Genomic DNA, 23,093 nt, shown 5'->3' on the forward strand with positions numbered 1-23,093 from the left:
ATTTACCCCTCTTTACTCTATATTAGTAGAAATGCTCTTCAAAATGGCTGTGAATTGTTCCACATCCGCTTTCGCTATTCCCTCAAACATTTTTTCACAACTTTCTTCCACAATATCTCTTAACGCATTGGTTTCTTTTCTACCTTTTTCAGTTAATGATAAAAGTGAAATACGTCTGTCTTCCGTGCTAACCTTCCGTACAATAAGCTCTTTTCTAAGCAAAACATCTACAATCCGATTCACTGTTGGTGTATCCTTTTTTGTCCATAGCGCAATCTCTTTTTGAGAAATTGGTTCATTTGCTTCAATTCCTTCCAAAATAGACCACTGCTCAGGAGTTACATCATAACTTGCAATGGAGCGTAGCAAAAATAAGTGCATTTTCTTCGCTGTTGTATTTACTTCAAAAGATATTTCATCATAATAGCCGCGCATTTTCAACCTCTTTTCCATTGTTGCAACAATAATTGTCATGACAACTATTATACATCTTCATTCTCTTTTTAACAAGAAAAAGCAGCCGAATAAACGACTGCTTCTATAATAATTCCACATCTATAATATCTCTAAATTCCATTACATACTCATGTCCGACAATATCCTTAAAAATAACTTCTTCTGTTAGCATATCTATTTCTAGGGGTACTAAATCTTGTTTTTCAATCTCTCCAAGTCCAAGGAATGCGGAAGGATATTCAAATGGTGCTAAACGTAAAGAAGAAATCTCTGCTTCTTGAAAATATTTTAAACGAACGACCCATTCTCGCTTCATGGCGTCTTTTAGTGTGATAAAGAAGCTCTCGCGTTCTAAATAATCCACTTCTGGCCGACCCGTTAAAAAAGCAGCATTCTTCTCTATTCGCACTTGCTCTTTCTGAATTGCCGTAACCATAGTTATCACCTCTTAATTATATTATACGAACAAACGTTCTGAAAAGCAAGCATTTTACACGAAAAGTTTTTTTCTCATGAGCCTGAGATGGTTTAGCGCTTACATTTTTCTTTTCCGACAAAAACACTTGCAAATTAATTAATAGTTGCTATACTTATGTAAGTAAATAACATTAAAAAAGGAGTTTTATTATTATGACTAATACATTTTTAGATTCTATTAAAGTTCGTCGTTCCATTTATGCACTAGATAAAAACGTTTCTGTAGAGGATTCCAAAATTGAAGAACTTATTAAAGACGCTGTTAAATATAGCCCATCATCTTTCAACTCACAAAGTTCTCGTGCAGTTATTCTTTTAGGAGAAAACCATGATAAACTGTGGAATATCGTAGTGGATACATTACGCGCTATCGTACCTGCTGAAAATTTTGCAGCTACTGAAGAAAAAGTTGGTTCTTTCCGCGCTGGATACGGAACAGTTCTTTTCTTTGAAGATAATGCTGTTATCGAAGGCTTGCAAGAAAATTTTGCATTATACGCTGATAACTTCCCTATATGGTCTGAACAATCTTCAGGTATAGCACAACATTCCGTATGGGTTGCTCTTGCAAACGCTGGAATCGGTGCATCTCTTCAACATTATAACCCACTAATTGATGATGCTGTTAAAGCTGAATGGAATATCCCTGCAAGCTGGAATTTACGCGCTCAAATGCCATTTGGTAATATCGTACAAGAAGCTGGCGAAAAAGAATTCATTGATGACGCTGATCGTTTCCGCGTTTTCAAATAAAAATGTTTCACGTGAAACAAAAAATTCCGCGACCATTAAATGGTTTCGCGGAATTTTTATTTTGCTAAACTTTTGAATCTGCTTCTGAGTTCATCACAACTAACTATACCAGCAATAGCACCTTTAATTTCTCCATCAACAAGAACAAGCGAATTAGGTATACCTTTTACATCAAACTTCTGAGCTAATGCGCGTTGTTTATCTACATTAATTTTCACAACTTGTACATTACCTTCTTCCATCTCAGAAAATTGCTCCAGTGTTGGCCAAAAACAGCGGCACGGTGCACACCATTCTGCCCAAAAATTAAGTAATATTTTAGGATGGCTACTAATAATCTCTTCCAAGTTGTCTTCTTTTGCAAAAATAATCGCCATACATATCCACCTCACATTCAGAATATTCCAAAGTTGTATCGTGGTCAAGTAAAGGGTTTTAGAATAGCAATATATCTTATTTTTTGTTCGTTTTTTGACACTTTTGTTTCACGTGAAACATTTATTTGCTATGTAATATCTCTAAAATACGTAAATCTAGCAAACCGGTATTTTTCACTGTCATATCGGCATCACGAAGTCCGGAACCAACACCTACACTTACAATTCCAGCTGCATTGATTGCTTCAATTCCGGCTTGAGCATCTTCAATTCCAACTACTTCTGCTGTCTCAAGACCCAAACCACGACATGCTTCCACAAAAATTTCTGGATCAGGTTTAGATTTAGTGATTTTTGCTGCATCAACAATATAATCAAACGCTTGCTCCATTTCTAAAGCATTTAAAACCTTACGAGCATTTTTTGAAACAGAAGCTATAGCACATTTTAAATTTTGTTTTTTTAAGTCTACAATAAGTTCTTTAATTCCAGGCAAAACGTCTGCTGGCGTAATTTCCTGAAGTAAGCTTACATAGAATTCATTTTTTTCTGCCGCAAGTGTTTCAATTTGTTCTTCAGTAAAGTCATTTTCACGACCATCTTTCTTTAAAATAAGAAGCAGGGAGTCAATTCTACTCACTCCTTTTAAATTTTCATTAAATGCTTCATCAAATTCAATTCCGATATTCTCCGCTGTTTTTTTCCATGCTAAGTAATGATAATGCGCTGTATCTGTGATGACACCATCTAAATCGAATACTACTCCTTTTAATGCTGTTGTCATTCTACTCTTCCTTTCCAAACTGCCGCAACATTTCGCGCGGTTCTTCTTAAATTATTTGGGGTTTCTTTAAGTATTTTTTCTAAAGTTGCTGGTTTGGCAATAGAGGGGAATACCGCGCTAATTCCGGCCTCATAAACTGCTTCAAGGCCTTCTCCTACACTTCCACATATTGCAAAAACTGGGATTTCAGCTGGCACTTCTTTCGCAACTCCTACTGGTGCTTTTCCTTGAGCCGTTTGCCCGTCCATTTTCCCTTCACCAACGATGACTAAATCAGCATCTCTGCATACGGCTTTAATTTCTAGTGCATCAATTACAAAGTCAATTCCTGATAACAAGTTGGCTTTTGCAAATGTGGCTAGCCCTGCTCCAATTCCGCCCCCCGCTCCAGCTCGTGGTGTTGTAATCATTGCTGGATTTGCTAATTGATAAAAATGGCGCATGGCCTCATCTGCACTTGCTAAATCAGTTGTTGCTAACCCTTTTTGCGGACCAAATACATACGATGCCCCATCTTTTCCGCAAAGTGGATTTTCGACATCCGTTACTATATTTATCACGATATTTTTTAGTTCAGCAGGTACATTTTCGGAGCGAATAGTTGCGATATGCTCTAAATTTGCTCCAATAGGATTAATGATGTTATTTTCTGCGTCTAGAAATTCATAACCAAGCGCACTAGCCATGCCGATTCCGCCATCATTTGAAGCGCTTCCACCAATGCCAACAATAATTTCGGTTGCCCCTTTTTTCATCGCATGCAAAATTAGTTCGCCCACTCCTTTGGTGCTTACTTGAAGTGGGTTGCGTTCGCTCCCAGGGACTAAATGCAAACCACAAACCTCTGCCATTTCAATCAGCGCTGTTTCATTTCCTTCTGTAAAAGCAACTTTTGCTAAAACAGGGTCGCCAAATGGGCCAGAAACTGTGGTTTGTGTCGTTTTCGCATCCAAAGCTTTACTTAAAACCTCGAGTGTACCTTCGCCCCCATCGCCAACAGGGAGTAAATGATAATCTGCATCTGGATAAATTTCTTGAAAGCCCTCTTTAATATACTCTGCCACCTCATGCGCCGTCAAACTTTCTTTGAATGAATCAGGTGCAATGACAATTTTCATAAAGACTCATCCTTCCGTTCCAAGTTGATGGTTAATATATCAGTTAGTTGTTGTTTTTCTCCGTAGATATTTAATTCTAGCACGGTTTTTGTGCTTTTTGAAAGTTGTAACGTGTTTGGCATCATCTTCACTGTGATTTGTTCACCTTTCCAAACAAATTCAAACGCAATAGATTTCCACTTATTCGGTAAATTTGGCGTGATTTCAAGTAATTCTCCACTAGTGTCCATTCCAGCAAATCCAAAAACCACCGCTAGCCAAATGGCCCCAAGTGATGCTGCATGAAGCCCGTCATCTGATGAATGAGGTTCACTTCCAAGGTCAATCAAACAAGCTTCTTGGAAAAATTGATAGGCCTGTTCGCGATTTCCAACTCGATTTTCTACAATAGCATGGATTGCTTTGCTTAAAGAAGAATCATGAATCGTTCGTTCTTCATAATAGCGCAGATTTTCCTTAACCATCTCCGCCTTAAACATTTTAGGAAATAAATAAAATAGCATTACTAGATCAGCTTGCTTTAAAATTTGCAATTCGTTCACTTCTTGACGCGAATAATCGAGTAAAATTCCTTGTGTTCCTTGTGCTGCTTTATATTTATCTAAGTTTATCCAATCTTTTTGTAAGAAAGTATCATCTTGCGGAATTAAGCCAGATTCATTTGCGACTGGTAAGTATAGATTTTCTAAGAATATTTTTGCACGCGCTTCGAAATCTGTATTCTCTTTGTTCCATTCCAATGCCTTTTTCACATTGTAGTGTGCCATGTAATTGGTGTAAGTATTATTATCAATATGCTCTGTGTATTCATCCGGCCCAATCACATCAAGGATTTCCAGTCGACCATTACGACTAGTAGCACGACTTATCCAAAACTCAGCTGTTTCAAGAAGCAGTTCCGCGCCATACTCTACCATAAATTGCGCATCACTTGTTGCAACTTCATATTCACAAACTGCATATGCAATGTCTGCCACTAAATGGTGCTCTGAAATTGCAGAAGCCACCTTTTGACGTGTTCCAGTTCGAATGTTAATTGCAGCAAATTCTGGCGTTTCTTCTTCACCAGTAAACGCACTCTCCCACGGATAAAGTGCCCCTTTATAACCGTTCTTAAGTGCTTTTTCTTTGGCTTCTTTCAAATGAAGATAACGATATTGTAGCAGTTGTTTAGCAATTTCCGGCTGATTATAAAGAAAAAATGGCATAATAAAAATTTCTGTATCCCAGAAAACGTGTCCTTTGTAACCTTCCCCTGTAAGTCCTTTTGCACCAACACTACAGCGAAAATCATTTTTTGGGGTCATAATTTCCAAATGATAGCATGCAAAATCTAGCGCGAACTGGTCGAAATCGTTCGTGCTCTCGACGCGAACACTCGCATGCGCCCAGAAATCTTGCCAAGCAGCTTCCGAAGTTAATTTTAGTTCTGCATAAGTTGTATTTGGAAATTCGGTATCGACTTCATCAAGAGATGTTTTAACTAGACTTATTTTCTCTAGAGTAAACGTTTGATTAGCAGTTACTTTTTGTTCGACGTCCGTCATTAATTGTCTGTTCTTCGCAGTAAAAATCCCTTTTTCACTCACTTTGGTTGCTACCGTAATGCGTTGTTTACTTTCAATCGTCTCGTATTCTCCAACCATTAGCTTCTCGTCGAAAATTCGTAGACTAGATTCCGCCAATTGCTGCGTTCCAAAATTGGTTTGTTGCGCGTCAATACCAGTTTTCACTTTCACTCTCGTGTTCTCACTCAAAGGTGTTATTTCTACTTTGGCCGCAATCATGTGTTTCGCAACTTTTGAAGCAAATCGGTAAAAGTTTAGTTGATAATGTTTTCCATTGCTGCTCTCCCAAGTGATTTTTCGAATTAGCTCACCTGTATTCATATCTAAGTAACGTTCATAAGCGTGAACTTTCCCCGCTTGCATTGAAAAAACTTCATCATCAAGCATCACTTGGAACCGCGTCACATCAGGCAAATTAACGAGTTCTGAACTTGTCGAACCACTCGGTCGATTGTAAATTCCCGCCACATACATACCACGAACTTGCTCAGGATATTCTTCTTCTAGAGCACCTCGCACACCCAAATAGCCATTTCCCACAGTCATTTGGCTACCGTATTTATTCAAATAGTTTAATGCAAATTCCTTCTCGATTATTTTCCTCATAAAGAAACACTCTCACCTTTTTCTGCCGATTCGTATAAACTTTCAACAATTTTTTGTATTCTATAACCTTGTTCTGCACCCGCTAGCTCTACTTCTCCTTCACCAAGAACGCTATCAACAAAGGCTTTCATGCTGTTTTCGTGTTTATTTTCATCAGGTTCTTCCTTGTTAGCTAACAACTCGAATTCTCCTGCGTTATCTGTATAAATTTCAGCTGGATATAAACTTCCTCCTGCTAAATCACCAAAAAAATCAACATTTAGCATGTTTTCTGGCTTAATATGTAACGCAAAAGAAGTATCTAGTTCGATCAATCCACCGTTTTCCAGTTCAATAAAACCAAATAGAGAATCTTCTACAGTGTATTTAGTCGGATCCCATGAACCAAATGTGCCCATGCTTTTCTTTGTACCGATTTTTTGAAAACTTTTTGCTGTTACTTTCTTTACTTTTGGGAAACCAAGGACAAACATCGCCGCGTCGAGCATATGAATTCCCATATCAATTAGCGGACCGCCGCCCTGCATTTCTTTATTCGTAAATGTTCCCCAACCTGGTACACCAGAACGTCGAAGCGCAGTTGCTTTCACACAATAAATCTCACCTAAAAGTGCCACATTTTGTTTTAAGAACTGAGCTTCACTGGAAAAACGATGGTGAAAATCATATGCCAAAATCACCTTTTTCTCATCAGCCAGTTCCCACATTGCTTTTGCTTCCGAGGCACTCATTGCGGGTGGTTTTTCACACATAACCGCAGCACCATGCCCGAGTGACAACATGACATTATCAAAATGAAAGCGATTAGGCGTACAAATACTAACGATATCAATTTTTTCTACAGCAAACATTTCTTCCGCTGTAGCATAATGTTTATGGAAACCATTTTTCACACGAAATTCTTCACCGCGTTCCATACTTGGATCACAAACAGCCACAAGTTCCAGCTCATCTCGTGTTTTATAATATGCCGCATGGACTTTTTCTGCGACTTGTCCAGCCCCTATAATTGCCACTTTTTTCTTCATATCCGAAACTCCTTTTAGAAAAATCCGTCCGCTTTAATTGGGACGGATTTTCTATTTTAAATTAAACAGCTTTTTAAATATTCTAAAGCATCTTTATAAGCTTGTTCTGGATTTTCACTGCGAACACGACATTCAAAAGTTAAAAATCCGTCATAACCGTTCTTTTTAAGTTGATCAAAACTCGTTTTAAAATCAAGGCTTCCACTTCCCGGCTGATAGCGATGATTATCTGCAACATGAATATGACCAATGGAATTTTTATACGTTTCAAGTGCTGCTGGAATGCTATCTTCTTCAATATTCATATGATAAAAGTCAGCAATAATTTCTACATTTTTAAGGTGGTTTTCATCAATGTATTTCTGCGCATCACTCAGTAAATTAATCATATGATCTTGATATCTGTTAAGCGGCTCAAGATATACTTTCGTGCCCGTTTCTCCAGCGATTTTATCCAAATAAATTAATGATTCACTTACTGCTTTGAAATCACCAGCTTGACTTCGCGGTGAAACCATTGGTGGAAGACGATAAGTGAACATCCCCCAAGCCGCTGGAACAACAATCCCTTGCCCGCCAACTTCTGCTAAAGCTTCTAGAATCGCTTTGATTTCTTCTAAACCGTTCAGTCTGCGCTCTTCAATGAAGTCACCAATCCAACCATCATAACCACCGCACGCAGTACTAACCGGTAATCCTGTTTTTTTGATAGCTTTCTTTACTTCATCCAAATTTTCAACAAGTAATTTACCATCAATTTCAAAGCCTTCAAAGCCCATTTTTTTAACATAAGCAAATTTTTCTTCTATATTTTCCGGGAAAAATGCTTGGTTTTGTGTGCCTAATTTCATTATTATCGCTCCTTAAAGGGTAATTCCCATTTTAATACTTAAATCTGGTTGTTGGTCGACATATTTCATGTAACTCTCCGCCGAATCAGCGAATGGAACAACTGGATCAATGATATCCGAGCAATCTAAGTAGCCATTCATCAGTAGTTCCCAACAAGTTTCCTCGATACGTTTGCGATCCCAGCGCGGATAATCAGGGTTTGGCTCACTAGCCGCACGTGAAAAGACTATTTTCGCATTATTGAAATGAGCTTCTCGCCCAAGGTTAAATCCTTCAGGGAAAGGCTTGGCGAAAGCTACATAAGAAATTGTTCCACCATAAGCAATCCCGCGTAGTGCAGCTTGAAGCGCCGCCGCATTACCACTTGTTTCAATGATAGAATCTGCACCAAGTTTACCAGTAAGACGTTTCACTTCTAAACCAACATCTGTACTTATCGGATCAAAAGTAGCATCTGCTCCATGTTTTTCAGCAATCTCACGGCGATGGCTAAGTGGATCAACCCCAATAACAACACTTGCGCCGGCTTTTTTCGCTAATTGAATCGCAATTTGACCAATCGCGCCAAGGCCAACAACAACAACGTAGTCACCTGCTCGAACATGAGCATCCCGCACACCACTCATTGCAAATTGAGCCGGATCGTAGCAAACAGCATTTTTCCAATTAGCACCTTTTGGCAATTTACGTAATTTATAATTATCGACAGCTTTCACAATGACAGTCTCCATAATGGGTCCATAAGAACAAACAACATCCCCAAGCTCATATTCAGTCACTTTATTCCCACACTCAATCACTTCACCAACAACCATGTTCCCTAGCTGAAACTCGCCAAACACAATACCTCGCGCACTATTTGTTTCACGTGAAACAAATAGATTCCATTCTGGTGAAAATTCTTCATCAATAAAAGGACTAATACCTCTAAAATCGACTACTTCCGTTCCATGTTTTGGAGAAGCGAATTGTACTTTAATTTTTACTTCATCTTCTAAAACTTCACGATCATTATACTCTACTAATTCTGCTACACGAGGTGCTGTTGCAACTAATTTTTTCATGTTAAATAACTTCCTTTCTTATCCTTTAACTCCACCGTCTGTTAAGTTTCCTTTGATGAATCGTTCTGAAATTGCATACATAATAACAACTGGAAGTGCCGTAACAAGTGATGCTGCCATCATTCTGCCCCAAATATAATCAGGTGTACTAAATAGCGTATTTAAGCCAATTGGTAATGTGAATTTCTCTGAGCTTGATAGGAAAATCGAAGCAAATAGATAATCATTCCAAGCTACCATAAAGCAATATACAAACACAGAAACAATTCCTGAAATCGCTAGCGGAACAATGATTCTTAAAATAATTTGGAAGCGATTCAACCCATCCATCATTGCAGCTTCTTCAATATCAGAAGGAATCGTGTCAAAATAACTTTTTAGCATAAATACTGCTGTTGGTAGTGTTTGAACGACCATTGTGATAATCAAAGCTGTTTCTGTATCGTATAACCCCAAACTCGAAATTATTTTAAACAATGGAACAATTAATAAAATTCCGGAGAACATATAAACCGTGTAAAAACTCGCATTAATCGTCATTCGCCCTTTAAAACGTAATTTAGATAATGCATATGCGCCTAAAATCCCCAAAACAACTGCAATTCCTGCCGCAAAAATCGAAACCATCAAGCTATTTTTAAAGTACGTCAAGAATGGAAAAATATCTGGATTAAAAATATCGATATAATGCTGGAATGTAAAATCTTTCGGGAAAAATGTTGGATGTGTAGAAATGGCTTCTTTGGTGCTCTTAAACGAAGTCATTAACATAATCGCAAAAGGGAACAATGTGATACATAAAAACGCAACCATCGTTACATAAAACGCGATTTTCTTTGTTCTTTTTGACTTTTTACTACTTACCGCCATTCAAATCCACCCGCTTTCTTGCAAAAATAATAACAACAAAAATAATGACAAATAATATGACAGAAATCGCTGCTGCTTTTCCTAAATCATTGAATGCAAATGCTGTTTTATATAAATAAACTCCAAGGATATTTACTTTATTCGTGAGTAAGTATACATCAGTGAACATATAGAACATCCAAATCGCACGAAGCGTAATAACTGTTGCAAGTACCGGCATAATCGCTGGCAAAGTAACAATCTTGAATTTATCCCAAATGTTCGCGCCGTCCATATCAGCTGCCTCATAAAGCGACTTATCGACCGTTTGCAAAATCGCCAAAAATGAAATAAAGGCATACGGGAAATACCGCCATATCGCAAAAAATGTGACTAAAAAGAAACTAGAAACTGGGTTATCAAACCATAACGGCGCTTCTTTGAACATATGAAGTACATCTACAGTCATAAAATTAATTACGCCATAACCATTATTAAACATATACTTCCATGCAAAAATAAGGGAAATAGATGGTGTTACATACGATAAAATAATAAGCGACCGAGCCGTTCTCCTAAAGCGAAATTCACGATTAAAGAATATCGCCACAAGTAGCCCCATCCCCGTGCTACCAACTACAACAAGTGCTGTATAAGCCACCGTAAGCCCTAATGACTTATAAAATTCTGGATCCTTCAAAATATCTATATAATTTTGTAAACCAACAAAGACCGATTTAATATTCGGATTAAGTGGCATATCTAAAAAACTAATCTGGATATTAGAAATCATTGGATATAAAACAAGTGTTGCAAGTAAAACAAAACTCGGTGCAAGTAAAATCATTGCTAACTTAAAGTCAGACCTTTTATATACTTTTGTTTTCATAATGCCTCCTTAAATCAAAAAGCGACGTACCAAACTGTGAAAAATGGCGGGGAGTCATGCTCCCCGCTATTTGATTACTTACCTTCTTCAGCTTTTTTCTGTGCTGCTTTTAAGTCTGCTGAAACATCTCCATCGCCAACAGTTACATTATTAACCATTTGTGCGATAATACCTGAGCTTGTGATATCTCCCATTTTTGTATAGTTTTTTCCATCAACTAGTCCGAAAACTTGGATATCATTGAAAGATGCTGCAATTTCATTTGGAAGATCACCAAACGATTTAATTACTTCATTTTCTTTGTATGCTTTTTGTTCTACTACTTCTTTATTGACTGGTTGTGCGCCACCCGGGGACATTAATACCCAAGTCGCCATGTTTTCTGGTTGTGACAAGTATTCAACAAATTTTTTCGTTGCTTTCTTTTGTTCATCATCAAGGCCTGCTGAAATAGTTAAACCAGAAACGGTCCCATAAACTGCTTTTTCTTTTTCTTCTGGAATTGCGAAACCAATGTTAGAGGGATCGCCTTCTTCATATACAGATGGAAGAATATACGTTGAGTACATTGCCATCGGTACTGTTCCATTCATAAAAGCATCTTTAATTTCTGTTACATCATTTGAACCAGGCATTGTATATGCGGAAAGATCTTTATAGTATTGAAGTGCTTCTTTCATTTCTGGTGTATCAATAGTTACATTTCCTTTTGCATCCAAAACGTTAGCTTTATTAGAAAGCGCGAATTGGGAGAAAGCTTGCTCGCTCATAGTACTTTCTGCTGTTGGAATTGCAATACCATATTTTTTATCTGCTTTATTAGTGAATTTTTTTGCCACTTTTTCTACTTCAGCCCAGCTTTTTGGTTCTTCAAAGCCAGCATCTGCTAACGCTTTTTTGTTGTACCAAATACCTTGAATCCAACCACTTAATGGTGCTGCAATATAGCTTTTACCATCTTCAGAACGAACTAGGTTTCTCGCTCCATCATAGTAGTTATCTGCTCCAACTGAATCAATAACGTCTTTCACTGCTTCTTGATCAATTAATTCATCTTTATCCATTACTTTAGCAAAATCTTGGCTTACTTCCATTGTTGCTGGAAGTTTACCAGAACGAGCAAGTGTTACTACTTTTGTATTAAAAGCATCTTCTTCTACTGGAATTTGTTTGACCTTGATTGTCGGATTTTTCTTCTCAAAATCAGCAATTAGTTTTTTAATAACATCTAAACGTTCTTTTTCAACGGATGAGTGCATAAATTCAATCGTTACTTCCTTACTACCAGACTCTTTTCCCCCACATGCAGCTAATACCGCACTTAGAACCAACACAACAACAAGTAATATAAGACTTTTTTTCTTCATTTTTGTTCCTCCCTGTAATTTTTGGTTTTTAGCCAGCAGAATTCATAGCCACTAAGCTTTATGGAATCGCTCCCAGTTATAGTGGAACCCGTATAAAGATTTGTATAAACACCGCTGTCTAGTGAATAACTCACTTCTTGTTCTGATAAATTGTGAATCAATATAATCGATTCCGCGCCAGATGATCGTTTAATAACAAACAATTCCGCCGTAGATTCTAAAACTTCCATCGGGATTTCTGGATGGAAAAGTGATTCCGCTTTTCGTGTACTAATTAATTTTGTTAACGCATCATAAGTTCCTTTTCGTAAGGAATCAGCCTGTTCTAATTCAGCTGTGATTTCTGCTAAGTGGTATTTTTTTCGATTAATAGAGCGATTGTGCCCTGTTTTTTCTACTCCTAAATAATCATTTCTGCTTCCTAAAATACTTTGAATATAAACAGCTGGAACTCCTGGAATAGACATCAGTACGGCATGAGCTACAAGGAATCTCGCCAGTCTCAAATCGTCCGTATCTCCCCGCTCACTTAAAGCATCCATATAAGTCACATTAATTTCGTAAGGACTTTTAGTTCCATCTGGATTTTGTTTATACGAAACGAGTGCTCCTTCTTTTTCCAAATCATCCACTAAAGCCAAAATTTCTGCTTCTGGGATAATTCCGCGCACTGGGTTTAAACCAATTCCATCATGTGAAGCAAGGAAATTAAAGAATGTGCGTTTTCCTTCTGGTAATTCTAAATTTCGCGCCCAGTTGCTTAAAAACCCGGCATTCCCATGATGTATCGCGTGAAGTACGAGTGGCGGAAGTGGAAACTGATAAACCATATGCGCTTCTTTTTCACCGTTTCCAAAGTAGCTAATATTATCCACGTGCGGCACATTCGTTTCAGTAATAATAATTGTCCCAGGTGCTGCGATATCCACTAAATCTCTAAATAATTTCACGATTTCATGTGTCTCTTCTAAATGAATCGAACTTGTCCCGGGAACTTTCCACATAAAACCAACCGCGTCGAGCCGCACATATTCGGCGCCTTCTTCTAAATAAAACATCAATACATCAATCATCTTATAAAGAACTTCTGAACTGGCAAAGTTTAAATCAATTTGATCCTCACTGAATGTTGTCCAAATATGACCTACTTTTCCTGAATCAAATTGAAAAGGCGTGAGTACAGGTGTTGCACGCGGCCTTGTCACCGCGCTCAGGTCCGTGTCAGGATTCATTTCCACAAAGAAATTTCGAAATTCCTCATCACCAGCTAAATACCGCTTAAACCACTCACTTTTTGCTGACATATGATTACAAACAAAATCAAACATCAACCGCGCCGACTTTTCCATTTCCTGAATATCTTCCCAATCCCCAAGCTCCGGATTCACTGCCTTATAATCAATGACGGAAAATCCATCATCCGACGAATAAGGATAAAAAGGCAAGAAATGAACTACCTCAAAAGTCGATTTTAAATAACTATCATACATTTTCTTAAAAGTTGTTAATGTTTTTTGGGATTCTTCTTTAAATTGATCTCCATATGTAATTAAAACTATATCTTTCTCATCCCACATATCTTTTCGCGCTAACTTTCGTTGTTTCGTTTGCTGTACCCGTGCTTCGATTCTTGCGGCTAAACTTTCTACCACCTCTTCGGCATATAACCGCGAAAGTCGTTTTCTTAAATTCATCCTTATTTACCTCCTAACCGGGAGCGCTCCCACAAAAAGAATTATAGTATGGAAAGCGCTTTCTGTCAAACACAATTTTAAGTGAATTTCCTAATGCGTTGATAGAAGTTAGTTTCCAAGTGTAAGCGTCATCTAGTTGGACATTTACTTGGAAATTGAGTAAGATAAATATGGATGCTAATGACCGGAACCGATACCGGCAAGAAGATAGAGAGAAAGGAAGATTACCTTGGCAGCAACTATTTATGACATAGCAAAACATGCGGGAGTTTCAAAATCAACGGTATCTAGAGTACTAAATAATCAAGCTAACATCTCTAAAGAATCCAGAAAAAAAGTATTAGCAGCAATTGATGAACTGAACTACCAACCAAGCAAATTAGCACGTGCTCTCACTTCTTCAGGGTTTGATGCTATCATGGTAATCTCCAATCGCTCTACTACAACAACAACTGGAAATCCGTTTTTTTCGGAAATAATTCAATCCATTTCCACTCAAGCTGAGTTGGAAAATTTTGACTTGATTCTTCAAACTGCTAAAAATAGCGAAGACGAACTGAAAAAATGTCTTTCAAAAATTCAAGAAAAAATGATTAAAGGAATAATTATGCTCAGTTCACCAGCTGACGAAGATTTTTTTCATCAATTAGACCCATATAATATTCCTATTGTTGTTACAGGAAAAGTAGAAGGCCATTATAAAAACATTTATTCTGTTGACACAGACAATTTTGGCGACAGTTATGCCTTAACTAAACATTTGATTACTCAAGGTCATAAAAAAATCGCTTGTATTCATGCACCACTTGATTACCACGTTTCAATCGATCGGCTCGCTGGTTTTCGTAGCTGTTTGTTTGACCACCAGTTAGACCTTCGAAGTGACTGGATTATTGATAGCGGTTATAGTATTGAAGATAGCTATAAAGCCGCATTGAGGCTGATGGAAGGACATGACAAACCGACAGCAGTTTTTGCAACAGATGATTTAAAAGTTCTTAGCGTCTATAAAATGGCAGCTGATAAAAACTTGCAAATTCCTGCAGATTTTTCTATCATAGGCTATAATGATAAGGTCGCTTCAGCATTTCTATCACCACCACTCACTTCCATAGATATTCCAATCAACAAACTTGGAAGGAAAGCGACTAACTTATTATTCCGCTTAATTCACCAAGACAAAAACGTACCAAAAACAACCATTATCCAAACCGAAATGATTGAACGTGAATCCATTCAGAAAATAAACACCTAAGCTTATTTTCTGAATTTACTTGGTCCTGTAGCTCAGTTGGGAGAGTATCACCTTGACATGGTGGGGGTCGCTGGTTCGAGACCAGTCGGGACCATTTATCAAAAAAAGCATCCTTTTAACGAAAAGGAATGCTTTTTTTGGTTTTATTATTTAAATAACTGACTTAATCTTTTAAACAAACCATCCTCAATGATATCAATACCGATACCCCAGTTACTATTAAGAATCTCTTTATTTGCCTTAGCGTAATCATCCAATTCTTTTCCTGAAAGAGTGAGGTTATGATAAGATTGGCAGTCAATATAACAAGAAGCGCCTTGCTTAGAAATTTTCTTCGTCACACGATGTTTTACATATTTTGATTTAATATCGCATTCTTGCCGTGTATACGGTTCCGTTTGGTTAATGGAATGATCCGTCATTAAATGAATTTCGGTTTTAATATGATTTCGATCAATCCAATAAGGAATATCTTTGTTGAAATGCTTACTAGCTTCATTATCTACAAAATTACCTCTACTCCAGAAATGCAAGAAACGCTTATTATCCACAATTTTATATGGCTCAGAAATGGTTGCTTTATAAATTAATGAAATTTCATTTAAATCTTTATTATCTTTTACTATTTCAATAGAGGTATTACTAAAATAGTTATTTATCTCATTTTCTCCATACTTTGTATCCAATGCCATATTACTATAAATTGTAAAATTATATCGATTAATTATATCTTTGATGGAATCATTTTTAAACATTTCACGTACTTGATTCGCAATTCTTCCACGTAACGTTCTATCAAAAATAACTTCTGCCACATTTCCTTTCACATCACAGTAGAATTTTTCTTCTATAGCTGGAATTTCATCTTGGAATGGTTCTTGTTTTTGCAATTCCGAACCTGCTTTAACTTCTAAATAATACATAAAACTATTTTTTTGACGGTTAGCCAAAAAACCTTGATCATTACTCATCGTAGCATCGATAAAATAAACTTGATTATTATGCGTTATTTTTAAAATCGCATGGTTAAAATTAAACGGAGATGGTGTGTACACAGGTAAGAATATATCACTGCCATAATTAACTAAGATAATCTCCGAATCCACTCCTAAATCAGCTAAAATCACCTTTAAAAGAACTGTTTTCGCTTTACAATCCCCTTGTTTTGTTTTATAAGTGACCTCTGCAGCTTGCGGTTCATGTCCGTCCATTTCCGCTTCATTATATAAATAGTACACTTCTTTTTGAACAAAATCGATAGCATGCTTAATTTTATGGTCTAAAGAAGGCAACGCATCTAGTTCTGCCACTAAATCAGCCGCAAAATCAGTAAGGTTTACTTGATAGAATTTTTGATAAAGGTTACTAATTGTTTTAGTGATTTCTGGATATGTCTGCTCTGTCGCAAAATCAATAAACGGTGTAACTTCCAGTTCTTTTGCATCTTCTCCAATATAATTTTCTTTTTCGATTGTATAAGATTGATTGTGTTCAATTATAAGCTTATCTTTTTCTAAAATAGAGCCCGCTTCATCTCGATAATAATGAAAATTCGCTTCTAAATTTTTCTCTGTTTCATTTTTTAATTCAAAAAGATATTTGCCATAAGCCCAGTAAGAATTTGGCCTCGAATAAATCCAGCGGAAAAATTGATTGCGAATACTACTTTCTTCGTATTTGCATTCAATCGAAGTTTCCATAATGAAAATATCATTTAAATGTAAGTCTTGAATAAGTATTGTTACTTTTTTTTCATCATTAAAGCTCGCTTGATTTTCGTCACGAACATAGTCCAGTACTTTTACATTAATATCACCCAATTTATCAATCACTTTGCCGTCACGAACAACCGATATAGTGTGAATATTCAATACTTCTTCTTCTGACAGAATAAAGCTAGTTTTCCCAGTTGTATTGAGCATACCCGCATCATTTAGCGTATAGGCCATTGAAGTATAACTAGTGCGAGAATTCGGTTTAGCAGTTTCTACAATATTACACCAAAAGCAGTAATCCCGCTCTTTAGCAATTTGAGCATCGTAAAAAGTTTTGTCTTGTGTCTTTAACCATGAATCAATATTTTCTTGTTTTGTTTCTGGAGAACTTAACTCTGGTTTGATAAAATAATATTGGTTTGTCATAGTATATCTCCTAATGTTAAATATTTTCAAAGCTAACTTTATTTTAGCAATAACTATCTAAAATACAAAGACCTTTCCTAACGCTCACTTAATATTCTTGCTTTCTATACACAATTTAGAAAAAAAATCGACACATTTGTGATTATTTGTATGAAAAAAAGAGTTTAAATACAAAACTCTTTTTCTACTTATTAGTATTCAACCAAGAAAACAATTTGACATCTTGATATGCTGTACCAATCTTTTCATAATCTCGAAGTAATCCTTCTTCTAAAAAACCAAGCTTTTCTAATAAAGTAATTGACGAAACATTTCTAGGATCCACTTTTGCTTCTATTCTGTGTAATTTAAAAGACTCTTTTCCCCATTCCATAAGCGCTCTCACAGCTTCTGTAGCATAACCTTGCCTCCAGAAACGCGTCCCTAAATCATAAGCGATTTCTGCACGATGGTTTTCATGATCAATATAGTTAAAACCACATGTACCTATAATTTCTCCTGTTGATTGCAAAATAATTACACATCTCAGCGCTTTTTCTTCCATTTCTAGCTGTCTGAGCATTCGTATCATTTCCTCTACTGGTTGCATGCTTTGAAAAGGTTCAATATTCATATATCTAGTAACCGAATCATCTGACCAATAGCCAAATAAAACTTCCGTATCAGCTAACGTCATTTCACTTAAAAAAAGTCGTTCTGTTTTTATCATTTGTTTACGATTTTCCATACGTTAACCACCACCTTATTAATAAGAAAAGCTTATCAAATCATGCTCTCAAAGTAAAATGTTTCACGTGAAACATTCGCTCTTTCTTTATCATAATAGTATTTAGGTTTATAATGGAAAATATCTCAAAAGCTTCAAAAAGGAGAATGATTCATGGAACAGACGAATAAACGTAAAACTTTAGCACTTATTTCAATTATGCTTGGTGCTTTTATTTCTTTACTAGATACAACTATTGTCAACGTTGCTTTACCAGATATAACGACTGCTTTACACGCTACAAGTGAAACAATCGAATGGGTTATTTCAGGCTATGCGCTCGCTTTTGGACTTGTACTTATTTTAGCCGGTCGACTTGGAGATAAATTTGGCCGAAAAAATGTCTATATTATCGGGATTACGCTCTTTCTAATTATGAGTGTTACAGCTGGCTTTGCTAATTCGGAAAACAGCTTAATTATTTCCCGGGTAATACAAGGCCTCGCTGCTGGGTTATTTTTTCCGCAAATCAATGCCACAATTATGGATATGTATTCGGGGGAAAATCTCGGGAAAATCTTTGGCATTCTTGGCTCGGTTATTGGAGTTGGAACAGCAATCGGACCTCTTACAGGTGGTCTTTTAATTGAACTTTTTGGCGTTACAAATGGATGGCGCGCAGTCTTCTTCGTAAATGTTCCTTTTGTTTTAGTAACACTTGTACTGGCTATGCTTTATCTTCCTAAAAGAACTGTTTCCACGAAAAAAATCAGTTTCGATTTACCTGGAGTTGGGCTACTGACAATCGCACTCTTACTACTACTTTTCCCACTTATTTCAAATGGTGCAAATGATTTTAGACCAATGGATTATCTTTTAATGGCATTGTCTATTCCTCTCTTTATTATCCTTTATAAATGGAGCGTCTATCAAGAAAAGAAAGGAAATCAGCCATTAATTGCACCCAACCTACTTAAAAACAATCAATTTGTTTCAGGTATGCTTTTATCCCTTGTTTACTTTGCTGCTTTTACAAGTATTTTCTTCGTACTATCGCTAACTTGGCAAACTGGTTTCAACCGTTCGGCTATTTTATCTGGGCTTGCTATTAGCCCTTTTGCATTAGGTAGTGTGCTCGCTGCATCTAACAGTTACCGACTTATCCCGTTACTCGGAAGAAAACTTTTAATGCTTGGAGTCTCGCTCGTTATTGTTGGTCTCGGCACCGTTTCTATTGTTTTCCATCTGAATAATGGCGCTTTTTCTGCTTGGTTCTTATTTTTACCACTTTTCATTGCTGGAATTGGTAGTGGTTTGACTATTGCGCCACTGAATAGTTTTACACTTTCCACAGTAACGGGTATAAATCGCGGTGGTGCAAGCGGGATGTTTAATACAGCCCAACGAATCGGTTCATCCTTTGGAATTGCTGTGGTTGGCTCCGTTTTTTTCCGTACATTAGGAAATACAACTGCCACTTCAAAAGCGAGTGCCTTTTCAGACAGTTTGCAAATGAGCATGTATGTTAATATTATTTTACTCGTTGTTTGTTTCCTTCTCATATTCCGTTTACCAAAAAATATCTAGAAAAAGAGTACGGAGATATATCCTTGATTGGGAATGTATATCTCCGTACTCTTTATATATGTTTCACGTGAAACATTTTATTTATAAACAACCTCAAACTCTTCACAAACTACTAGAGCATCTTCTTCAAAAGGGATTCCGAGTTCTACACACTCATTAGTGAAAAAAGAAGTATGCACTTTACGCCAATATTCAAGCGTTCGGTCACCTTCTCCTTCCAAATAAGCAAATGTTTTGGGAACTTCATTAAACGGCATAATCGTTACACTTATTAACTTAATTATACCCATCGCTTCTTCCTCGCCGTCTAAAAGAACCACATGGGAACCAACAGAAGGCATCGTTTCTCCTCCTTGATCATACCAGTAAAACAAACTACTTGTGCCTGTTTTAATTCCATCCATAACAAGTGCACCAAGCTCATTCGCCATCTTAGAAGAATCTCCAAATGCCCAGGCTTCAAACCTATTTGAAATCATTGGGTTTTCTGCTCGATATTTCTGCCACATTTCATTAACCGAATCCTTATATATTGTCACTTAAGTCTCCTCCTAAAAAAAGACCGAGGTTCCTAAAAACCTCAGTCTGCATTCTATTTTTTCACTGGCTTAATCACAATATAGCGATACGGGTCGCGTCCTTCCGAATGCGTTTCAATTTGCTCATTCTCACTTAAAATAGCATGAATGATTTTTCTTTCAAAAGAAGGCATCGGTTCTAAATGAACAGCTCGTTTTGTTTTAAGAGCTTTATCGGCCATTTTATTTGCTAAAAGTACTAACGTTTCATGACGTCTTTCACGATAATCCCCTACATTCACAATAATGTTTTTGTATTGGCTCGTTGTTTTATTAGCAATTAATTGTGTTAAGTACTGAAGTGCATTAAGCGTTTGACCATGTTTGCCAATTAGCAAGCCTAGGCTATCACCTTTAATTTGCAGTTTCACATCTTTACCAATTTCTTCTACATCAATTGTAATTTCTGCACCCATTTTGGTAGCAATGTCTAAAAGATAATCAATTGCTACTTGGATACCATCTTCTTTTTCAATCACTTTTACCATAGCTAGTCTGGAACCAATTCCGAAAATACCTTTTTTACCTTCGTCTAAAACTTCCACTTCCACTTTGTCGCGTGTCGTTTCTAAATTAGTTAATGCATTTTGGATTGCTTCTTCCACATTTGAGCCTTGCGCAGTTATATCTCTCACTTTCTTTTCTTACCTCCTTTTTTGGAAGCTTTCATGTTAGCTGCTTTTTTCTTCAAACGTTCTTCTTCTAGTTGAGCAGCCGCCAGCGCCTCCTGTTCACGTTTATTTTTAAAAGGATTATTAATTAAAAGTGTTTGGAATACGGTGAACACGTTACCGATAATCCAGTATAGAGCAAGTGCAGAAGGTAATGTAATACCCATAAATAGAATCATTACTGGCATAATGTAAACAATCATTGCCATTGATTTATTTTGCTGTGTTTGCCCCATCATAGAAATTTTTGATGATAAGAATGTCGTTAATGCCGCAACAATTGGCAAGATATAATATGGATCCGGATTTCCTAGTTGCATCCATAAGAATGTGTCGGTTTTAATTTCTGCTGTTCTACTAATTGCTTGGTAAAATCCGAGTAGTATAGGCATTTGGATAAGTAATGGTAAACAGCCCATCATTGGATTTACGCTATTTTCTTGATATAAACGCATTGTTTCTTGTTGTAATTTTTGTTTCGTTTCATTATCTTTAGATGCATATTTTACTTGTAGTTCTTTGATTTTCGGTTGTAAACTTGTCATGGCTTTTTGACTCTTCAGTTGTTTGATCATTAAAGGCATGATAAGTAGTCGAATTAAAATAGTAACAACAATAATTCCGACTGCATAGTTTCCACCGAATAAATCGGAAAACCAAGTAATAAGCCAAGATAATGGAAATACGATATAATGACTCCAAAATCCAGTTGATTCTGATGTAATTGGATCAGTTGAATAGCCACAACCCGAAAGTACTGCTACTAATCCGATTACAAGACTTGCGATGAGCAACTTCTGTTTGAATCGCTTTTTCTTCTTCAAATTGATGTAACCTCCAATTTCGCCTTTTTCAAATTCCCACTCATTTTGAATTGTTTGGTTTTTGCTTTAAAACACGCCCCACTTTTAAAACATGAATCAAACTTTTCTTTACTTCATGAAAATCCATATTGGCCGCCGGTTTTCTGGCGATAATAATATATTCATTTTCAGGATTGATTTGGTCTTCTAATTCATGGAATGATTGTCGTATGTAGCGTTTAATTCGATTTCGACAGACAGCGTTTCCAATTTTTTTACTAACTGATAAACCAATTCGAAAATGATTCGATCCTTCTTGCTTTAAAGTATAAACAACAAATTGACGGTTAGCAAAAGATTTTCCTCTTCGGAATACTTTTTGAAAATCGTCATTTTTTTTAATTCTATATTTTTTTTTCATACATTCTCCATCTTCTTACTTATCTTAGTATAAGGCCGTTTGACTCAGCGATTTTTCAAAAAAAAAACCACTGAGTCGTTTTCAGTGGTCTACGCAGATAAAACTTTTCTTCCTTTACGACGACGACTTGCTAAAACTCTACGTCCGTTTTTAGTACTCATACGCGTACGGAAACCATGCACTTTTTTTCTTTTACGTTTACTTGGTTGATATGTTCTTTTCATTAATTACACCTCCCATAAAAGGGTCCAATCGAATTTATCTATTAGACAGTCTTAGATATTGTACGTGAACTGGTCATTTTTGTCAATACTATTTAGACGAATTTCTATTTAGACTCCGTTCACTATCATATCATATTTTTATAGCAAGAAAAACCATTTTTCAAAATTTATTGTGTCAAATAAATATATTTCTCTCGAGTAGTATCTGGAATCGCTATTTTTCTGCCTGATACCTCTACTAAATATCTCGCAAACTCTCCAATTTTCTCAAATTCTGCTGGATATTCAAAAACTAGTTTTTCCTTTATTAAATAGTTGTCGACATAATGACTCATTTCAGGTTGAAAAGATAAAAGCCCTTCTATAAAACGAATTACTTTGGTAAATTTGGGAATTTCTTGTTCTTCTTCTAAATCTGTAAAGTGAAAAAACATCGTGTAAGTATGATTTTTTTTAATATTTACGGAAAAAGCTTCTTTATTTATATTACTTTTTGCAAATACTTTAAAATCATCAATTTCTGCTGGTTCCCTTTTATCATGAATAAGTAAATAACCAAAAACATCATCAATATTCCCGTTTTGTATTACTCGATAGAATTCTGTATCTCTTGTTTTCAAAAGCCGTTGAAATATCATTTTTCACAACCTTATCTTTTGTCTTTTTTTCATATACTGCTAAATAGTTTAACACATTGTCGCAATGAAATCCTTCCTCAAAAAGTGTGGATAAGTAGTGAATAACCTCCTTTGATTGTGGATAACCTTTTATTTAAGTTCAAACTTATACACAATTAGTGGTTATTTACACACAATGACTTGTGGA

Annotated in this window: 24 protein-coding genes and 1 tRNA gene; 4 read left to right on the forward strand and 21 right to left on the reverse strand. The window is 36.4% G+C overall.

Features of this window, described 5'->3' with window-relative positions; genetic code table 11:
• Positions 1-12 precede the first annotated feature (12 nt).
• The gene (locus LWE_RS14110) at positions 13-435 is read right to left on the reverse strand and encodes a MarR family winged helix-turn-helix transcriptional regulator (RefSeq protein ID WP_011703446.1); all 423 of its coding nucleotides are present in this window, start codon (positions 433-435) and stop codon (positions 13-15) included.
• 103 nt (positions 436-538) lie between these two features.
• Positions 539-892 carry a hypothetical protein gene (locus LWE_RS14115; protein WP_011703447.1) on the reverse strand — a complete coding sequence of 118 codons (354 nt, stop codon included), beginning with the start codon at positions 890-892 and terminating at the stop codon, positions 539-541.
• Positions 893-1,086: 194 nt separating this feature from the next.
• Here LWE_RS14115 and LWE_RS14120 point away from each other — a divergent pair, with 194 nt between their 5' ends.
• The gene (locus LWE_RS14120) at positions 1,087-1,686 is read left to right on the forward strand and encodes a nitroreductase family protein (RefSeq protein WP_011703448.1); all 600 of its coding nucleotides are present in this window, start codon (positions 1,087-1,089) and stop codon (positions 1,684-1,686) included.
• 56 nt (positions 1,687-1,742) lie between these two features.
• Here the strand turns inward: LWE_RS14120 and LWE_RS14125 are convergent, their stop codons facing one another.
• The 11 genes from LWE_RS14125 to LWE_RS14175 form a co-directional block, all read right to left on the reverse strand.
• Positions 1,743-2,063, reverse strand: coding sequence for a thioredoxin family protein (locus LWE_RS14125; protein ID WP_011703449.1), 321 nt, complete (start codon positions 2,061-2,063; stop codon positions 1,743-1,745).
• A gap of 121 nt (positions 2,064-2,184) precedes the next feature.
• Positions 2,185-2,847: a beta-phosphoglucomutase gene (gene pgmB / locus LWE_RS14130; RefSeq protein WP_011703450.1), complete on the reverse strand. Its 663-nt coding sequence runs from the start codon at positions 2,845-2,847 to the stop codon at positions 2,185-2,187.
• Positions 2,844-3,965 (reverse strand): glycerate kinase, encoded by a 1,122-nt coding sequence (locus LWE_RS14135; protein ID WP_011703451.1) that lies wholly within the window; start codon positions 3,963-3,965, stop codon positions 2,844-2,846. The genes pgmB and LWE_RS14135 overlap by 4 nt, the downstream gene beginning before the upstream one ends.
• Positions 3,962-6,139, reverse strand: a complete 2,178-nt coding sequence (locus LWE_RS14140; RefSeq protein WP_011703452.1) for a glycoside hydrolase family 65 protein — start codon at positions 6,137-6,139, stop codon at positions 3,962-3,964. The genes LWE_RS14135 and LWE_RS14140 overlap by 4 nt, the downstream gene beginning before the upstream one ends.
• Positions 6,136-7,167, reverse strand: a complete 1,032-nt coding sequence (locus LWE_RS14145; RefSeq protein WP_011703453.1) for a Gfo/Idh/MocA family protein — start codon at positions 7,165-7,167, stop codon at positions 6,136-6,138. The genes LWE_RS14140 and LWE_RS14145 overlap by 4 nt, the downstream gene beginning before the upstream one ends.
• 56 nt (positions 7,168-7,223) lie before the next feature.
• On the reverse strand, positions 7,224-8,018 hold the full coding sequence (locus tag LWE_RS14150; RefSeq protein ID WP_011703454.1) for a sugar phosphate isomerase/epimerase family protein: 795 nt from the start codon (positions 8,016-8,018) through the stop codon (positions 7,224-7,226).
• 12 nt (positions 8,019-8,030) lie between these two features.
• Positions 8,031-9,083: a zinc-dependent alcohol dehydrogenase gene (locus LWE_RS14155; RefSeq protein WP_011703455.1), complete on the reverse strand. Its 1,053-nt coding sequence runs from the start codon at positions 9,081-9,083 to the stop codon at positions 8,031-8,033.
• An 18-nt stretch (positions 9,084-9,101) separates the two neighbouring features.
• Complete coding sequence (locus tag LWE_RS14160; RefSeq protein WP_011703456.1) at positions 9,102-9,953, reverse strand: carbohydrate ABC transporter permease; 852 nt, start codon at positions 9,951-9,953, stop codon at positions 9,102-9,104.
• Positions 9,940-10,821: a carbohydrate ABC transporter permease gene (locus tag LWE_RS14165; protein WP_011703457.1), complete on the reverse strand. Its 882-nt coding sequence runs from the start codon at positions 10,819-10,821 to the stop codon at positions 9,940-9,942. Before LWE_RS14165 ends, LWE_RS14160 begins: the two co-directional genes overlap by 14 nt.
• Before the next feature lie 74 nt (positions 10,822-10,895).
• Complete coding sequence (locus LWE_RS14170; protein ID WP_011703458.1) at positions 10,896-12,188, reverse strand: ABC transporter substrate-binding protein; 1,293 nt, start codon at positions 12,186-12,188, stop codon at positions 10,896-10,898.
• Entirely contained in the window at positions 12,185-13,882 is a 1,698-nt protein-coding gene (locus LWE_RS14175; RefSeq protein ID WP_011703459.1) for an alpha-amylase family glycosyl hydrolase, read from the reverse strand. The genes LWE_RS14170 and LWE_RS14175 overlap by 4 nt, the downstream gene beginning before the upstream one ends.
• Positions 13,883-14,111: 229 nt before the next feature.
• On the opposite strand from LWE_RS14175, the gene LWE_RS14180 reads away from it, so the two are divergent.
• On the forward strand, positions 14,112-15,137 hold the full coding sequence (locus LWE_RS14180) for a LacI family DNA-binding transcriptional regulator (protein ID WP_011703460.1): 1,026 nt from the start codon (positions 14,112-14,114) through the stop codon (positions 15,135-15,137).
• Between the two features lie 21 nt (positions 15,138-15,158).
• Positions 15,159-15,231, forward strand: a tRNA-Val gene (locus tag LWE_RS14185).
• 52 nt (positions 15,232-15,283) lie between these two features.
• On the opposite strand, the gene LWE_RS14190 is transcribed toward LWE_RS14185, so the two are convergent.
• The gene (locus LWE_RS14190) at positions 15,284-17,278 is read right to left on the reverse strand and encodes a transglutaminase family protein (protein WP_011703461.1); all 1,995 of its coding nucleotides are present in this window, start codon (positions 17,276-17,278) and stop codon (positions 15,284-15,286) included.
• Positions 17,279-17,462: 184 nt separating this feature from the next.
• Positions 17,463-18,005, reverse strand: a complete 543-nt coding sequence (locus LWE_RS14195) for a GNAT family N-acetyltransferase (RefSeq protein WP_011703462.1) — start codon at positions 18,003-18,005, stop codon at positions 17,463-17,465.
• A 153-nt stretch (positions 18,006-18,158) separates the two neighbouring features.
• On the opposite strand from LWE_RS14195, the gene LWE_RS14200 reads away from it, so the two are divergent.
• Positions 18,159-19,571, forward strand: a complete 1,413-nt coding sequence (locus tag LWE_RS14200) for an MFS transporter (protein WP_011703463.1) — start codon at positions 18,159-18,161, stop codon at positions 19,569-19,571.
• A gap of 77 nt (positions 19,572-19,648) precedes the next feature.
• Here LWE_RS14200 and LWE_RS14205 read toward each other — a convergent pair whose 3' ends face one another.
• From LWE_RS14205 to LWE_RS14230, 6 genes are all read right to left on the reverse strand, one after another.
• Complete coding sequence (locus tag LWE_RS14205) at positions 19,649-20,110, reverse strand: ASCH domain-containing protein (RefSeq protein WP_011703464.1); 462 nt, start codon at positions 20,108-20,110, stop codon at positions 19,649-19,651.
• Between the two features lie 53 nt (positions 20,111-20,163).
• Positions 20,164-20,784, reverse strand: coding sequence for an RNA-binding cell elongation regulator Jag/EloR (gene jag, locus LWE_RS14210; protein WP_011703465.1), 621 nt, complete (start codon positions 20,782-20,784; stop codon positions 20,164-20,166).
• On the reverse strand, positions 20,781-21,644 hold the full coding sequence (gene yidC, locus LWE_RS14215; protein ID WP_011703466.1) for a membrane protein insertase YidC: 864 nt from the start codon (positions 21,642-21,644) through the stop codon (positions 20,781-20,783). Before yidC ends, jag begins: the two co-directional genes overlap by 4 nt.
• 40 nt (positions 21,645-21,684) lie before the next feature.
• Positions 21,685-22,044: a ribonuclease P protein component gene (gene rnpA, locus LWE_RS14220; RefSeq protein WP_011703467.1), complete on the reverse strand. Its 360-nt coding sequence runs from the start codon at positions 22,042-22,044 to the stop codon at positions 21,685-21,687.
• A gap of 89 nt (positions 22,045-22,133) precedes the next feature.
• Positions 22,134-22,268, reverse strand: a complete 135-nt coding sequence (gene rpmH / locus LWE_RS14225) for a 50S ribosomal protein L34 (RefSeq protein ID WP_003718062.1) — start codon at positions 22,266-22,268, stop codon at positions 22,134-22,136.
• A 167-nt stretch (positions 22,269-22,435) separates the two neighbouring features.
• Complete coding sequence (locus tag LWE_RS14230; RefSeq protein ID WP_011703468.1) at positions 22,436-22,906, reverse strand: hypothetical protein; 471 nt, start codon at positions 22,904-22,906, stop codon at positions 22,436-22,438.
• Between the last annotated feature and the right edge of the window lie 187 nt (positions 22,907-23,093).

The sequence above is a fragment of the Listeria welshimeri serovar 6b str. SLCC5334 genome (genome assembly GCF_000060285.1).
Classification (GTDB): Bacteria; Bacillota; Bacilli; order Lactobacillales; family Listeriaceae; genus Listeria; species Listeria welshimeri.